Source organism: Pseudoalteromonas sp. SG43-1, from assembly GCF_014164415.1.
GTDB classification, from domain to species: domain Bacteria; phylum Pseudomonadota; class Gammaproteobacteria; order Enterobacterales; family Alteromonadaceae; genus Pseudoalteromonas; species Pseudoalteromonas distincta.
Genome location: NZ_JACJFD010000030.1, coordinates 1 through 16029 on the forward strand (window position 1 = coordinate 1; position 16029 = coordinate 16029).

Annotated in this window: 17 protein-coding genes and 1 pseudogene; all 18 read right to left on the minus strand. The window is 35.0% G+C overall.

Annotated features, from left to right (window positions below):
* Positions 1 to 300, minus strand: a pseudogene (locus tag H5159_RS17555) (transposase); the annotation flags it as partial.
* An 85-nt stretch (positions 301 to 385) separates the two neighbouring features.
* Positions 386 to 691: a hypothetical protein gene (locus tag H5159_RS17560; RefSeq protein ID WP_182780750.1), complete on the minus strand. Its 306-nt coding sequence runs from the start codon at positions 689 to 691 to the stop codon at positions 386 to 388.
* Positions 692 to 1112: 421 nt separating this feature from the next.
* On the minus strand, positions 1113 to 1406 hold the full coding sequence (locus H5159_RS17565; RefSeq protein WP_182780751.1) for a hypothetical protein: 294 nt from the start codon (positions 1404 to 1406) through the stop codon (positions 1113 to 1115).
* Between the two features lie 96 nt (positions 1407 to 1502).
* Positions 1503 to 1847: a hypothetical protein gene (locus tag H5159_RS17570; RefSeq protein ID WP_182780752.1), complete on the minus strand. Its 345-nt coding sequence runs from the start codon at positions 1845 to 1847 to the stop codon at positions 1503 to 1505.
* Between the two features lie 245 nt (positions 1848 to 2092).
* Complete coding sequence (locus H5159_RS17575; protein ID WP_182780753.1) at positions 2093 to 2422, minus strand: hypothetical protein; 330 nt, start codon at positions 2420 to 2422, stop codon at positions 2093 to 2095.
* Positions 2423 to 2625: 203 nt separating this feature from the next.
* Entirely contained in the window at positions 2626 to 3141 is a 516-nt protein-coding gene (locus H5159_RS17580; protein WP_182780754.1) for a hypothetical protein, read from the minus strand.
* Between the two features lie 103 nt (positions 3142 to 3244).
* A complete protein-coding gene (locus H5159_RS17585; protein ID WP_182780755.1) occupies positions 3245 to 3628 on the minus strand; it encodes a hypothetical protein in 384 nt (127 codons plus the stop codon).
* Positions 3629 to 3631: 3 nt separating this feature from the next.
* Positions 3632 to 8440, minus strand: a complete 4809-nt coding sequence (locus H5159_RS21195; protein ID WP_182780756.1) for an RHS repeat domain-containing protein — start codon at positions 8438 to 8440, stop codon at positions 3632 to 3634.
* A gap of 517 nt (positions 8441 to 8957) precedes the next feature.
* The gene (locus H5159_RS17595; protein ID WP_182780757.1) at positions 8958 to 9404 is read right to left on the minus strand and encodes a hypothetical protein; all 447 of its coding nucleotides are present in this window, start codon (positions 9402 to 9404) and stop codon (positions 8958 to 8960) included.
* Between the two features lie 579 nt (positions 9405 to 9983).
* Positions 9984 to 10514 carry a hypothetical protein gene (locus tag H5159_RS17600; protein ID WP_182780758.1) on the minus strand — a complete coding sequence of 177 codons (531 nt, stop codon included), beginning with the start codon at positions 10512 to 10514 and terminating at the stop codon, positions 9984 to 9986.
* Between the two features lie 33 nt (positions 10515 to 10547).
* Positions 10548 to 10865 (minus strand): hypothetical protein, encoded by a 318-nt coding sequence (locus tag H5159_RS17605; protein WP_182780759.1) that lies wholly within the window; start codon positions 10863 to 10865, stop codon positions 10548 to 10550.
* Between the two features lie 22 nt (positions 10866 to 10887).
* Positions 10888 to 11238, minus strand: a complete 351-nt coding sequence (locus H5159_RS17610; RefSeq protein ID WP_182780760.1) for a hypothetical protein — start codon at positions 11236 to 11238, stop codon at positions 10888 to 10890.
* Between the two features lie 120 nt (positions 11239 to 11358).
* Positions 11359 to 11688, minus strand: coding sequence for a hypothetical protein (locus H5159_RS17615; protein ID WP_182780761.1), 330 nt, complete (start codon positions 11686 to 11688; stop codon positions 11359 to 11361).
* 196 nt (positions 11689 to 11884) lie between these two features.
* The gene (locus H5159_RS17620) at positions 11885 to 12247 is read right to left on the minus strand and encodes a hypothetical protein (protein WP_182780762.1); all 363 of its coding nucleotides are present in this window, start codon (positions 12245 to 12247) and stop codon (positions 11885 to 11887) included.
* 29 nt (positions 12248 to 12276) lie between these two features.
* Entirely contained in the window at positions 12277 to 12606 is a 330-nt protein-coding gene (locus H5159_RS17625; RefSeq protein WP_076925709.1) for a hypothetical protein, read from the minus strand.
* A 21-nt stretch (positions 12607 to 12627) separates the two neighbouring features.
* Positions 12628 to 12936 (minus strand): hypothetical protein, encoded by a 309-nt coding sequence (locus tag H5159_RS17630; RefSeq protein WP_182780763.1) that lies wholly within the window; start codon positions 12934 to 12936, stop codon positions 12628 to 12630.
* Positions 12937 to 13539: 603 nt separating this feature from the next.
* A protein-coding gene (locus H5159_RS17635) for an IS3 family transposase (protein WP_182780764.1) occupies positions 13540 to 14720 on the minus strand; the annotation gives its coding sequence in 2 pieces (ribosomal slippage) (positions 13540 to 14462 and positions 14462 to 14720; 1182 coding nt in all).
* Between the two features lie 253 nt (positions 14721 to 14973).
* Positions 14974 to 15345, minus strand: coding sequence for a hypothetical protein (locus H5159_RS17640; protein ID WP_182780765.1), 372 nt, complete (start codon positions 15343 to 15345; stop codon positions 14974 to 14976).
* Positions 15346 to 16029: the final 684 nt, after the last annotated feature.

Consider the following 16029-nt stretch of genomic DNA (forward strand, 5'->3'; position numbering starts at 1 on the left):
GTTCAGGGAGTCGGACATCAAGAGAGCGGTAGCCTTTTTTAATATATCCTTTTCTAATTCGATGCGTTGGATTTGCTTTTTAAGTTCGCGGATTTCAATTTGTTCGGGCGTCATTGGCGAAGCAGATGGTGTCTGGCCACTCCGCTCTTGCTTTAATTGAGTAACCCACTTATTGACGGTTGATTTACCCACCCCCATCGCTTTGGCTGCTTCTTCTTGAGTATAACTTTGGTCAACTACAAGCTGAGCTGTTTCTAATTTGATTGCTGCAGAATACGTTGCACGTTTTAATTTCGTCATTTTTTTACCCAAATTTGTATGCTTATCAGCATAACATTTCTTTCTTAATGGGTGGCCAAATTAACTATGCCACTACACTGTGCCATCAATTTAGAATGTGTATATACTTTCCTATACAATCAGTGTCATTATCATTTATATAAAATCTTATTTTTTTACCAGCAACCAGGCTAGTCATTAACATTGAATAGACTATCTTATTGTTTTCAGTATTATTTTGCCAAGTAAGCCATCCTCCTTCTGGACATGAAGTACTTCCAACATCCAACTTAAACTTAATAATATCTGGCATATAGGTTGCCTCTAGTGTTACTACTTGACCTGTCAAAAATTCTAAAGAGAGCGCTTTGCTACTAAAAAATACAACTATAGTAAAAAATAATACTTTCATGAACCCTACCTTGGCTTATTAAAATTTTTAGTTATGGTGTATATTACTTCTCTCACAACTACCTGTTTATTAAATTATATTAACTTAAAACCTTATCAAACACAGGTAATAAATAGATAAACTTAGCTAAGATATTTAGCTGGTAACACAAAAAAAATTTAAAATACAGAGTGGGTGGCGTGGTTATCTTTTTATAACTAAAAACTAATACAGTTCGCTAGGACCAGACATATTTTCCCTTAATGATAATCATAATAGGCAAAAAGAAAGACCTGACCTTTCTTACTAATACAAAAATGGTTTTAAGTATTTTACTTGCAGCAAAAGTAGCTAAGAACAAAGTAAGGATAGTCCTCATAGATGAAAAATCTTATGATACGGCATATAGGGTTTACTTAGAGTAAACCCATTTTTAAAATGTTTAATGTAAAACTACGTAACCAATTTTACAGTACCCTTTTGAGTCCTTCGTTGTAAATATAGTCACATCATTTTTTGCCATTTTAGCCGCAAGTAAAAGTGAAACATAAGTGGAATAGTTACTGTCAGACTCATTAATATATGACCAAGTAACTGTTTGAGAACACGACTTTTTGGAAACACCGGAACTATCTTGCAGCGTTACCCTAAAGTCGTAATTATTGTTATCGGTAACATCTATTGACTTAACTATCCCTCTAATATTGCCATCCCATGCATATACAGAAAAGCTCATACTAAAAAGTGTCACAAATAGTATTTTATACATTGTTTAAGTTCCTTACTTAGTTTTAATGTATTGAATATATACATAATTAATCAGTTAATAAACTTAAGAAATAATCCAAACACTAACAATATGCGGATAAGAGTTATTTTGACCTTTACAACCACTGACCCAAAATTTAACTTTCTTACCAGCCATTTGAGCTGCCATCAACGTAGCATGAATTGTTGAGTAGTTTTGATCTGTAGGCATAATCGCAAAATAATAATTACTCGCACAATTATCAGGGTTATTTTTTGACCCCATTTCAGTACTGATCAAATCAGGAATATGAACCATAGTCCAGCCATTGTTAACATACATTGAAGTAATAACACCAGATCCAGTTCCGCCACTTGCATTAACAAAAGAAGAAAACAGCAGTGCACTTACAATTAAATATTTATTCATAATCATCCTTAAGTAAAAAACAAAAACGTATATTAAACTTTTTTTACTTTTGTAATATAAGTTTTAATTAATATTTGGGCTTATCTTCATATACGCCGTGAGTATCTAAATTTACTCTATTGCTAATTGTGCACCACCAACTTTGGTGGACACTGCACTACGGGGGTACAATCCCTTACCTACCAGATAAAAGGAAGGTAAAAAGAAAGACCTGACCCTACTTTTCCCTAGCTATGCTTAAACCTTTAATGAACCCAGATATTGTTTACTACAGGAACATCTTGCGTGCCTCCCCAAAATGGGGTGGTGCTATAACCTGAACCATGAAAACCAACGCGTTTTCCTGACGCATATGCAAATAAAGCCAGAGATAACATTTCATCTTTTGCCTTTGCTGTGGGTGGAATGTATACCCAGAAGGTAGACGTACATTGGTCAAGGTTGACTATGCCACCATTGATATAAATAGAGACCGCACCACTTTCATGCACAAACACTCTTTCTATGGATACTCCCCCATCGTTTAGTGCGGTAATGTATTTAGCATGAACTGAGTTTGCTACTAAAAACAGCATTAAACATATTAATATCTTTTTTATTAAAGTATCCTTATCAAAAATAAATTATCACCTAACACTTCTTTAGAGTAAAAATAGTACTAGATTATTGCGGTACCTCTTACCTTTATTTTTAAAAAGCAAAAAGAAAGACCTGACCCTAATCGTTTTTCTTTCTCCCTGAGGGCGAGGCTTTGGATTCAAATTATTGAATTACAGACTTAACAATCATTCAAAACCAATTTGTTCCTAATTGACTTTAACGAATTAGCAAGTGATTTAGCTGTCATCCTTGACGATTCAAAGTTACCCGCTGCTTTACTCTTTTCGCCGTCATGCTCCTGACCAAGAACAGATTCATGCCAAACTCTACTAGCAACAGAGAATGTGCCGTTGAGTTCATGAGCATAATCACTAATATTCTTGTTAAAGGTCAGCTCCGGTTTAGAGCAATCATTAATCAGTGCTTCTAAGCCGCCCTTCAGAACACTCACTTTTTCGTCGTATTTTTCGATACCGAAACCACTTAGCCCATATTTAGTGTATTCATCCCAGCTACAAAACCTCTCTATCGCAAGGATATTCATGATGTGTTTGTCAATTTGTTCTAGCGTAGTTTTTGCACTAAGCTTTTCTTCTTCTTTGCGCTTTATATCCGAATCCAGTTTTTGTTTGAATTTAAGTTCATCTTTTTTAAAAAAGTGTTTTAGCAACGTGTTCGCTATCTTCATTACCATAATATTCTTCCTCCCTGATATTACTTAAGTAACATATCACAATTGCGTTAGCATCGACCAAAAAAAGCCTCGCGAGTGCGAGGCTTTGGATTCAAAATGTACTCTACTCTAAAATTTGTATTTCTGGCTCAAACTCAGACAATATATCAATACAATCTGCATCAGTTATTACCGAATAGTGAATAATATCCTCACCCTGATAATAACCTTGGCTCTCTGCATGCATCCATTCTAACCAAGAAGAGCTGGTAACTGTATTTAAACTATTTTCAAAACCGCCATGTTCTGAGAAAGTCCTAGCGCGATAGCTTTCATCCATATTTCTATAAGCAACATATGAGTCGAATAATATCTTGAACTTTTTCTCAGTCTTACTTTGACGGATATAAATAGCTAAACCTTCATCAGTATCTTCAACTTTATCGACGATAACTCTTCCAGTAAGGTCTGATGTCGGTTGCCATGTAGAATAAATGTTTGAACTCATATACTAGCTTTTCTCTTCGTCGTATCTAATTTTAGTTTTGTTTTTACCATCTTGAACTTCAACGGTAGGTCTTCCATCAGTACTATTAGGTCTAACATTAACTTTGCGACCGCTACCATCATTTACAGTACCCCTTCTTCCTTCTCCACCTTTGCCGTCTGTTATGGTTTCAACACTATCAGGATCAACAACATCATCAAAGTCGCTATTTGCTTGATCCATGCCTCCCTGTTTATCAAAGTTCTTCGTTCTTCCCTTAGTTTTTTCACCCTCAGTAGCACCATCTAGAATCCCTTCTACAGGATCTGCGGACTCATTGTAGGCATTAATTGCTTCTGAACCAGCCCAAGCGGCTGCGGCAGCACTACCCACAAATGCAGCAGCTTTCCCCATAGCCGCGAGTGCGGGTGGAGTAAAAAGTAATGGTATCGCAAACTTGCCATCAGGGTCTGTATATTTATACGGATTATTGTTTGCATACGCATATCGATTAAACCCGTGAATATTGCCTTGACTGAAATGACCAATCGTATTTACAGGATCATTAGAATAGAAACGCCCGATAACTGGATCATAGTATCGTGCCTGCATATAACTCAACCCTAAGTCGGTGTCGAATTTATGCCCTGTGTACCCTACATCATCTTTGGGGGCTTCTATCGATTCACCAAATGGACGAGCATGCTGACGGCTTTCATTCACTGTTTGCGGTGTTACATCACCATATTTGGCAATCAGTTTTTTACCTAAGTAAATATAGTTAGTGCCGCTGCCGGTTATGGTGTCGCCTTTTTCTCTGTACAGCAATGTACCATCTTGGCTGTACATTGAATAACTTATACCGTTAGCATCTGTCTGTTTTACGCGGCGGTTATGCCCATCGTATAAATAGCTGTTGCCTTTGGCTGAAGTAAGCTGATTAGCGCGGTTAAAGCTCAGTGAGTATGCGCCATTATTAGTGATGTTACCTCGGGTATCGTAACCTATTGAGCCATATCGACCACTTACGCCGGTTACTTTAGATAAACGATTTTTAGCGTAATCATAGGTATAATTGAGAGTTTTACCCTTATTTTTATAGTACGTAATGTTACCGAGCCCATCGTAGTGCATTTCACTCGACCCAATACCTGCTGCCCCAGTGGTACTGGTTAAGCGGTCAAGGTCGTCATACTGTAAATTAGTTAAACTATAGGCGCTGTTTTGGCTATCAATAATCGACGTTACATTTGCATTATTGTCGTAATCATAGGTTAAAGCCATAACAGTACTAGGTATATTACTGCCAGCTGGGCCTGTGTCTTTAAGTTGTTTTGGTAGTAGGCTGTCTGCATATAGTGTTGTTTGATGCTTAACACCATTACCATACGTAAACGAACTCAGTGTACCATTAGCATAGTAGCTTGCACTTTTCGCAAAACTTAAATCAACACTTCCACTTTTATACACCTGTGCTTCTGTTGGCTCACCAAAGCCATTGGGTTTGAAGTTTACAATAGTTCCATCTGGGTAACCTAACTGTTCATGCTGTTGCAACGCATTGTATTCATAATTAAGGATTAGAGGTAACTCATTACCCACAAATAGCTGTTCTTCTTCGAGTAGATTTTGGTTATTGTACTCATAACGATGAATCACATTACCAGCCGTAAGTGTTTTAACATTCCCGTTATTATCGCGCTCGTAGCTAACATCGCCTGAAGCATCTGGGTAGTTAACATGTTTAAGACTGCCTAAGTTATCATATGTATAAAAATTACTGCCACTCGGGGCTGTACTTGTACACTGCGTATTAGCAACGCCACTTTGACTCCAGATGAGTTCACCTAGTGCGTTATACTTATAAAAGGTATTACCTACATCAGGTCGTGTAGTTAAACATAACTGTTTACTATTGTCGTAATAACGACGTTCAGTAACACTCGTTGAATTTCCATACTGGTTGGCACCAGATTGTGTTATAGCATGTGTTAAACCAAATATATCAATATCTAATGTGGTGGTTACATTCTCAGGCGATTCTATTTTTATTGCGCGCGAGTAATTTGGTGAACCAAAGGCTTGATAGGTTGTGGTTGTTACGTGACCTTTTGCATTTGTTAATTCTATGCGGTTACCTGATAAATAGGCGTAATTAACGGTACCTAATCCACTTGTCGTAATACTTTGCTGTCGACCTAGTGAATCATAGACGGTTGTAGTTCCTTTATTCTCACTTATATTTGCGCTTGCATAAGATTGAAACGTTCGCTGATTCAAATAATTATATTCGAAACGCTGATAACGGGTACTATTTGCTGCTGAGCTATTGGCTAAATCTTGGCTTTTTGTTTTCGTCAGTCGCAATAAATTGTCATAGTACTCTGTAGTTTTAAATACAGCGTTACCTGTACATGCAGTCCGTGAACTATCTAACGTACACGTTGATACAGTACGGGTATTAGTATCGTTGTCCCAAGTATATAACGTGTCGTACCAGTTGCCATTAACTGCATCATTTGTTAAATCTACGGATTTAAGACGACCCAGTACACCATAGGTGTAATTAGTTGATACGCCATTATAATCGGTTATACGGGTTACCCGACCTTTATTGTCGACAACACGATTAATAGTTACAGAACCAATAGCATCGTAACGGTTTGATGTAGATATAACTTGAGGTTGACCTCGGTGGTAATCTGCAAACTCTTGGAAACGATAGTTTTTGTTATCAGTCAATTTTGTATTAAAATTAATTCTAGAAATTTTTCCTTCATCTGTATAAGCGGTATTCCTTATAACCCAGTTTCCAAATGATTTTTTACTGTAGGGATAAAAAGGATAGCTACTATGTGTTTTATTGTAATAGGTTTGTTCATGTAAAACTTCCCAAATACCGTCGTCATTTTTTACTTCGATTGTTGTCGGTTGATTTAGAACCCATTGCGTTAAATCATGATCATATGACTTCCGAACTTCTTTTCTTCTAGCTGAAAAAGAATTGAATTCAGTAGTTAGCTTAGCGGCATCATAAATATTAAAGTCATCATATTGAGTAGTGTAAGTACTTGCTAAATTTGCTGAAAATAAAGTTGTTTTTGTTTCTGTTAAATTTTGCTGCTGAGATGATGAATGATCAAGTTTGACATCATCTAAAGTCCAACTATTAAGAGCAGCACTGATATGTGTATACTGCTTAGAAGTACCGTGGTAAATACCGTCTTCATAATGCATTTCATCGCGTTGCAACAAAGTACCATCAACGTCATAAACCTCTTTAAAAAGTAAATTATTTAATCCATTACCTACTTTTCGACTGTAATAGTAACGGAGCTTAGAATTATCTGGGTTGACTATTTCTGTATAGTTCATATTACCGGTTTCAACGCCATCCAAATCAAAGCTAAAACGATTAGTAGAAGAGAATTCATCGCCTCTGTATTGACCAACTCTAGAAGTGTAATTATATTCCCATAGATAGTCTTCTCCACTAGGAAGAGATAAATTTTTACTCTTAAGCGTCCAGAGATTTGAACCTAACGGAATCCAATAGCGCTCTCCAGGCCAACGATTCGGGTTAGGTCTTACAATTTTTGGCACATTAGATTTATTTAAGCAACGCTCGTGTAATTTAAAGCTGCCAGTAGCCCCCTCAGGATGAGTAATGGATAAAAATTCAACTTCAAAACCATTTGCTACACACTGATCAATACCCCCTGTATTTAGCTGGCTATGATGAGCGATATTCATATAACGCCAAAGGCTATTGTATGAATCCTCATCATATTCAAATAACCAAAATAGGTTGTCTGGCCTAGTTACTTTTTCCAGTGTAGCAATTATACCTCCTGATGCATTATTATAGGTATAGAGCCATGTTTCCCCGTCTGCAGAAATACTTGAAATTCGGTTATTAGTATAAGATATGTTTATTTCTCTTCCATCACTAGAAATTATAGAGCTTAAGCTGCCGTTACTTTCATAATTATACTTTACCCAATTACCAAAGCGATCTTTAACCTCTGTTGCAAGCATAAAAATAAAATACTGGGGATATTGAACAGGTGAATCCTCAGGGTACCCAATAGTCAGAGGAGCACAAGGAATATAAACACCATCACACACTTGTGTATTTGCTGCTGGAGACAAATTGAAAGGCTTGATGCCTTCAAGGATTTTTTGCTGTTTAAAATAATACTCAGTTCCATCGCCTGTAGTAACTTTGAAACCTTCATACCCATTATCAGTACTAATACAATCTACTTTCCAATTCCTATTGTTGTAACGAGTAGAAGTATCATCATTCTCTTTCTCTGTTAATTTTACGCTCCCCTTTTCTGGAATATAAACTGTATCTCCATTCCAATAACTTATTGAATGGGCATAGTAAGTTGTACCTCCAAAGTTTTTTCTTAGCGTAGGATTAGAATTTAAAGGGGCGCTACATGCATTACCACTTGGCCAATAAGAAGAATAAAAGTTACCTTCATCATCAGTTAAATAGGTAGAACGAACATGTGGAATGTCTAAACTCCAATTTTCAAACTCTCTTGTTTCTCTGTACCAAGAATCAGGTCCTGATAGTTTCCGCTTAATGCGAACGGGGATTTTAAAATTACCTGGGATATCTATATCTACTTGCTCAATAGCAACCGTACCGGTATTAGGGTCTATTTTATCTCCAAGCAAATCTGTAGTGTGTGAAGAAACATTTTGTGAAACCGAATTCTCTTCTAAGTAGTTATATCCATAATTCTTGATTTCAGGTTGAGCAGGCTCCCCTGAACCAAAATCAATTGCGACACTAAGTGCCGGATAACATACAAGCACAGGGATAAATAGTAGGTTAGAAAATATATTTAATTTCATTATAATACATTGCTTAATTTAAATAAAAAGGTTTATAAAAGACAACTCAATTAACTAATCATATATCAGTAATTTATACTTTTACAAAGCATTTGTATTTCCTCCTTGATTATAGCTAACATAGTAATATTTGTATTACTATGATTTGAGTCCATTCAATTTAGTAGCTAGAACTCTCAAAAATATAGTTTTAAACTTTAGTTAGCTAGTGTGATTATTAGATTTTATTAAAAAGCTATAGTTTATGTTTTTAAATTAAAATTAGCGACAATGAATTATAAGCTATGAACTAATAAAAGGCTTTTATAGTCTCAATTAATAAACAACATAGGCTTTAGCTTTGGACTAAGCATTTTTGAGTATCCTTGTCCTTGGATAGAGGTGCTATAAACTGAGCACCAACTCTAATAAACAATTGCAACTTTAAAATGGCCAACGGAGTGAATAAAAATTGATAAGCGATAAATAAAGTTTTCCATTATTGCTCTCCCTGAGATTCAGCCACTGGGCTACCAAGTATATCCGTATGTATAAATATTATTCGCTTCCCTAAAGCCACACTTAAGCTCCAAGTCCCCGTGTTACTGCACGTGGTATAAGTACATGCCATAATTCTTATGTTTGAAATATTGCTAGGGAGTGGTGAAAACACTGTTTTATTAGCACTTATTTCTCTGAGTAAAATCCAATTACCGTGGTCGTCATAACCTTCAATACGATATTTACTTGCATGTAAAATATCATCCCAACTTACGATTACATCTGAGCCAGACTTTAATAAACTGACATTATTCGGTCGACTAAATTTATCGGAAGGTATATACGGAATTATTATAAAATTGGCCCCATTGCCAATTGGTATCCAAGTTGTTTCTGCTTTTAATGTGCCTGAAATAAGTAACATTAATATTATTAGTTTTTTCATAAAAACTCGCTATTGTATTTTGGGGAATTCTTTATATTATCAAAAGGGTATACGCGTTATTTTTCTATACACATTAGGGCTAGAGCCCCAAGCATCACAATTACCGACATCATTATATAAAAGTGTAATTTCTTGCATTGAAATCTTTGCAGTTAGCATTGTGCTATACATTCTATTTCTAGATTCTGCTGCATACGAAGTAGGGACAATGAAGTATTCTTTGTTACTACAAGAAGTGACTGAGGCACCATTATTATTTTTTAGTTTTACTAAAACTTGGTTATGAGAATATAAAGTTAAGGTCTCTACCTGCCCGCCTGAACTTACCCAAGCGGCATTTGCTTTATATGTAGTAGTCAACAAAAGAAGGGAACTAAGAATTAGTATGCGCATTATTTACTTACTATCACCCAGTTGAAATTCGTGGCCCAGCTCCAAGACTTAATTTGCGAGCAAAATGAATCAGCGAAGCTTTTAAACGATAGTATAATTAAAAAAATATATACTGTTGTACTATTAATAACATTCTCCTTTTTCAAAATATTCCCTTCACTAATATTATATATTTAATGGAAAACTTTATATTTGACACATTCGCCTACTTTTAATAATTGCAGTCACTTTATTGATTACAATTTCATTAGCATAATTTTTTTTGTTTTTTAGCTTTGTAAACTCGTAATTTTCATCACTTTTAGCATTAATAATGCATTGTTTACCTGTAGAAAAAGTGATAACACCATTTATAAGTAAAATAACAAACTCGTCGCTACCTTTTTGTTTAAATTTAATTTCCTCCAAGTCAATATTTTTAATAATATTAACTTCTGAGGAATTATAAACGTTAACAGCTTTTTTTATTTCGGCTCGCAATATGTGTTTATCATTTTTAGATTGAATACCTTTTCCAATACCTATATCAATTGCAGCACCAATAGCAATACCTGATGGCCCTATAGCCCCCATTAAAGCAGCACTCGCAGCTAACCCTTTACCAGAATAAATTATATTTTCTGGTAACTTTACAGTTACATTACTATTTAAATCAGTATTGGCACAACCAAAAAGGTTAATGATGATAAGTAAAAATATTATAAGCCTATATTTCATAAAATTCCCATTTTATATACGAAAAATATCACTTTATTCATGCATGGTATAATGAATTCTACAGCGATTTTCAATCTTAGAATTAACATCATATACTTGAAAACAAATACGCTGATTAGATGCTTTGGCTGCAAGAATTAAACTGTAGATAAACTGTTTATTAGTGGCATTATGATTTAAATAAAACCCCCCAGGGCATTGGCTTGGGTTGTTTTTGAGTTCAGCCCAAACACCGTAAGTATCTGATCCATTAGCCCATACACGTATTCGCTTTACCTCATCACAAAAATTTTTCGCCGCAGCAAAAGAATCAGCTGAAAGCAAAGCTAAAATAAAAAGTAATGTTTTCATAGTTATCCTGCAATTTTTATTGTTACGATCCTAGCCTAAAATGATATAGCCCATGATCTTTATATAAATCTACCCAAGATCCCTTCGAACAGGATGGGTTTGTGTCTATGTTGAACCATAAAGTAACTGTATTGTCGCTTGCTTTAGCAACTAATAAAGAACTATAAAGTGCTTTACAAAACTCAGCGTCATTAGCTCCTTCTGCCGGAGATAAATCACACAACTTTGCACTTGAAGCTAAACCTGAAAAAGTTGAATATAAAACCCCATGCTTATTAATTTGTATATCCTTTACCTTTCCGCTGCAAGAATGATTAGCCTTTGCATTAAAGACCATAAAGACTGTGAGTAAAAAAACTAATTTTTTTAACATTTCGATTCCAGGATAAAAACCACATCTTAATTACTTATAAATATTAACATATGTTACCAGTTAAATAAATTACCTTTATAAAAATATACATTTAAAAAATCACTCTATCAGAGTTCAATACTAGGGTAGTAAATCGATTCTCGTTATTTTGGTTTTAGACTTACTCCAAACATCAATACAACCATTAACATAACCATTTACTGGTGATTCTGAATGCATTGCAGCTAACAAGCCAGAGTATATTTGTGAAAAAAATTGATGCTCTTTTGGTAGTATGTATTCCGCTTTACTATCACAATTCTCAGAGTGAGATGGCACACCTGAAAAATAAACATACAAATTACCAGAGTCATGAAAAATCATTTTAACTACTTTTCTTTCTCCAATTGAGGAGTTACATAAAGCAGCTGATGTATAAAAAAAACAAATTAATAGAAAAAATTTTAACATTAAAAAACCTTAAAAATATTTATTTTGATTAGACTATCAACTAATAGTTAATCAATTATATATAAATGCTTAAAAATACGAGTTGAATTATAGGTCCGCCATCATAAGCACCTTGCACAGATTTACCGGCGACATAAGCCATCAACTGTAGAGAATAAGTTTTCTCATAATTAACATCGCTTGACTTAAGGACAATTTAATCGGTGCGAAAACAGTCATTAGCATTATTTTTCAGCCCCTCTGAATAAAGATAAGACCCAGCAGTTTCAGATAAAACACCAGTGAGTTTTTTATTTACAAGCCAATCACCAGCAAGAAATGCTGCTAAAGCGGTACTATAAACAGATGCGTTTTTATCATTAACAGCATCAATCCAAAAACCACCAGGGCAATGCTCTATCGTTTTTTGACTAGGTGTTTTCAAAGATATTTTAATTACACCTCCCGCATAGTCTCCCCAAACAAATATTTGAGATATTTGGTGATAACTACCAGTGTCCATAGCTTTTGCATAAAAACTACTAAATAAGAGAAATACTAATGAAAGCATTAGCTTCATTATTTTCACTTCCTATTTTTATAATAAATTTAGCCAACCCTATGAACACGAATATAGCTATGTGCGCAATCACCTTTAGAGTCATATCCGATATTAATATTTTCTTTAGACGCTTTAGCTAACAATAAGCGAGAGAGCAATTGATTGCGACGGTTTTCAGGAATATTTGAACTTATTACAAAATAAGTAGGTTTACAGCTTTCATGTGTTGTGGGGTGATTTTTAAACCTAAAATAAATTGCATCATGGTCTGCATAAACATAAACACTTTCTATCTCACCTCTAATATTATTATTATAAGCTGCAATTGTTTTAAAAGAGCATAATATTAATAGTATAATTATTATTTTTAACTTCATTTTTAATACCTTTTATTTTTGTTATCTTGACACTTCTTGCAAACCGCTAATAATGCAGGTTGAATGAGTCCTATCTATTACGTATCTTAGTTTTTTATCTCTAGCCTTAGCCGATAAAACATAGGCATACATAGCTTTATTAAACTCTGTACCATCCATGTTTATTTGCGCACGAGAGTAAGTGCAGTGCTTAGGAAACTGTTTCGACGTTATATATGCTTTATTATTATTTAAAGAAAGTTGCCAGCTGATTAGCTCTTCTGGCCAATACCTCTCAGCATTTACGAATGGAGTTACAATTAGCAAAATAAGACACAACTTAACTTTCATTTATCTTCCCTTTTTAAACTAAATTTCATATGAGTTAAAACTTAAAACTCAACTTTAAGTATAAGCTTTAAATAATAAATGTCTTATTCAAAACTCATAGTTTATTTATTAACTTTTAAATTCAAAGCCAATAAATTAATATTTTCTAATAGATAGATTACTGATTAGCACTAAAATTCATTAAATTTACCTAAAGAACTAACTTTCTTCATGAAAATTAAATATCATAACAAACGGAATAGTTAATATAATTTAAAATTTTTATGACTATCTAGATAGCCGGAACTTTATTTATTGCTTCACCTCAACCCTGCACTTTCATTTCGTAAACTCTGCATTCCTCAGAAAAATCTACAACACGCCCTCTTATTTTCTTACCCTGTGCCTTTGACATAAATAGCATGGTAAGTTGTATTTGCTTATCTTCTTTAATCCAGCACTTTTCACTACCCTGCCTACCAGGATCTATAGGACAAGATTTACATAAATTAACCTCTTGGGAATTTACTACTTGAAACATGACCCAACCACTTTTGTAAGTAAGAGATTTTATTTCCCCCTATCCTGATGCTTCTGTTGCTTCTGTTGCTTCTGTTGTAGTGGTCAACTAATTTTGGCCACAGTTTTAGAATCTTGGTATCTAACCTCAGATTCATTTGGTGCTAAACCTGCATTATAATGATGTGGTCTAACATTGTTGTAATATCCGTTGATATAATCACTCACACTATATTTAGCTTCTTCAAAGTTTTCATATCCAACTTTTGGCATCCACCCCGTTTTAAAGCTTCTAAAAAATCGTTCCATTGGCGCATTATCCCAACAATTTCCGCGCCGACTCATGCTTTGTGTGATTTTATAGCGCCATAAACGTTGGCGATACTTCAAGCTTGTATAGTGGCTTCCTTGGTCTGAGTGAAACATCAGTCCTGTCGGTTTTCCTCTGCTTTCATACGCGAGTTCAAGCGCTTTTAGCGTTAAGTTAGTATCTGGCGACAATGACATTGCCCAACCAACGACTTTGCGTGCAAATAAATCAACAACGACCGCTAAATAAGCCCAGCGATTACCTGTCCAAATATATGTCACATCACCGCACCACACCGTATCCGGCTCAACAACATCAAACTGCCTATCTAGAAAATTCGGGATTTCAAGGTGCTCATTACCACCGCGTTTATATTGATGTTGTGGTACTTGGCAGCTCTCTAGTTTTAGTTTAACCATCAGCTTAGCGGCGCGATAACGGCTTAATTCAAAACCGTTATTCGTTGCAATTGCTGCGATTGTCCGTGCCCCAGCCGAACCGCCACTCATTGCATGTATAACTTTAACTTCCGCTTCTAACCTTACTTGCTCTGGTGTCGATGTTGTATCCCGTATGGCCCAATATTTATAGCTGCTGCGATGCACATTGAATACGCTACACAACACGCTGATTGGGTAACGCTCTCGTTGATTTAATTTCTCAATTAACGAGAATTGCTCAGGGAGTCGGACATCAAGAGAGCGGTAGCCTTTTTTAATATATCCTTTTCTAATTCAATGCGTTGGATTTGCTTTTTAAGTTCGCGGATTTCAATTTGTTCAGGCGTCATTGGTGAAGCCAATGGGGACTGGCCATTCCGTTCTTGCTTTAATTGAGTTACCCACTTACTTACAGTTGATTTACCAACCCCCATAGCTTTAGCTGCATCTTCTTGCGTATAGCCTTGATCAACTACAAGCTGAGCTGTTTCTAATTTGATTGCAGTAGAATACGTGGCCCGTTTTAATTTCGTCATTTTTTCACCCAAATTTGTATGCTTATTAGCATAACATTTCTTTCTTAATGGGTGGCCAAATTAACTATGCCACTACACTGCGTAACTTCTACATAGGGCGAACTTTTCCAAGCTGCAAATAAATTAAATGAACATATTAATGCACCTAAAATAAAAACTTTTTTCAAAACTATACCTCTAGTTTAATACAAACAAATTTTCTTTTTTTAGCTCTCGTTGGAGTAATTTGGTAGCCATGATTTAGTAATTATCACTAGTAAGCAAAGTATCTAACATTTGCCTTCTTCCAACTACTCCAGCCGCTGCAGCTACTTGGTACATCAGAGCCATCAAACCAGACATTACCCATATCTGCTTGAGTAGACTTTGCATGCATTAACATTGAGATCATTACCTTACAAGTTTCAGCACTGGTTGTATAACTAGTACCAGGCACGGTCCATTTATACTCAGGGCTACATATAAATACAGGTTGATTCATTGAAGTAAGCTTTAGCATTAATTTATCGGGGGCATGTAAAGCAACTTTTTCGACTTTGCCTGCACAAGTTAACGTGCCGGCAACACTGATAGTTGATAGAAATAATAGAGGGAGCAATGCTGTGAGTAGTGAAACGTATTTCAATTCAATGTCCTTATAAAGTTTGTACCTAATTAATTTTTTAATTTTACAATAAAAAACCAGTTAATGAAATGTAAAAAATAGATTTGTATACTTTTAAGTAACTAATTGCATATAAGTTAATTATATTTTTAACACGATGCCTGAGAGAATAAATCATTAAGTAAGGTGTTTTTCTGATTTGAAGGCATGTACAGTTGTGATGTGGTCGTTCGTCTTGACACCACTCTACATATGCTATAATAGTTACACTAAAAAAAGTCACTTATGTGTCTAAAGGAACAGCTAGCCGATGTATACGCGGATTTAATTACACTATTGCAGTTGTTGCACTGTACAGCATAATTATTTAATGTAAGAGCTAAAGTCCCTCTTTTTTATGGCTCTTCTAATAAATTACCTTCCATAAATATAAATGCTGAGTCTCTTTATAATGCCACCTCCCCTAAAGCACTGGAGTCGACATATTCCCCTAAGGGTTAATCTTTTTACTACATACCAAATTGTGAGATCTTACGCCTAACAATGGTTTTATATTTACTAGATTCATAACGTTTTTAATTGCTAATAAAGGTGCGCTTATATTTATTCCATTACAATAAACAGCAGCTACAATAGCATTCAGAAAAATTATCAACCATGTACTCTCTATTTGGATTTAAGATAATAAATAACATGTTTTATTTT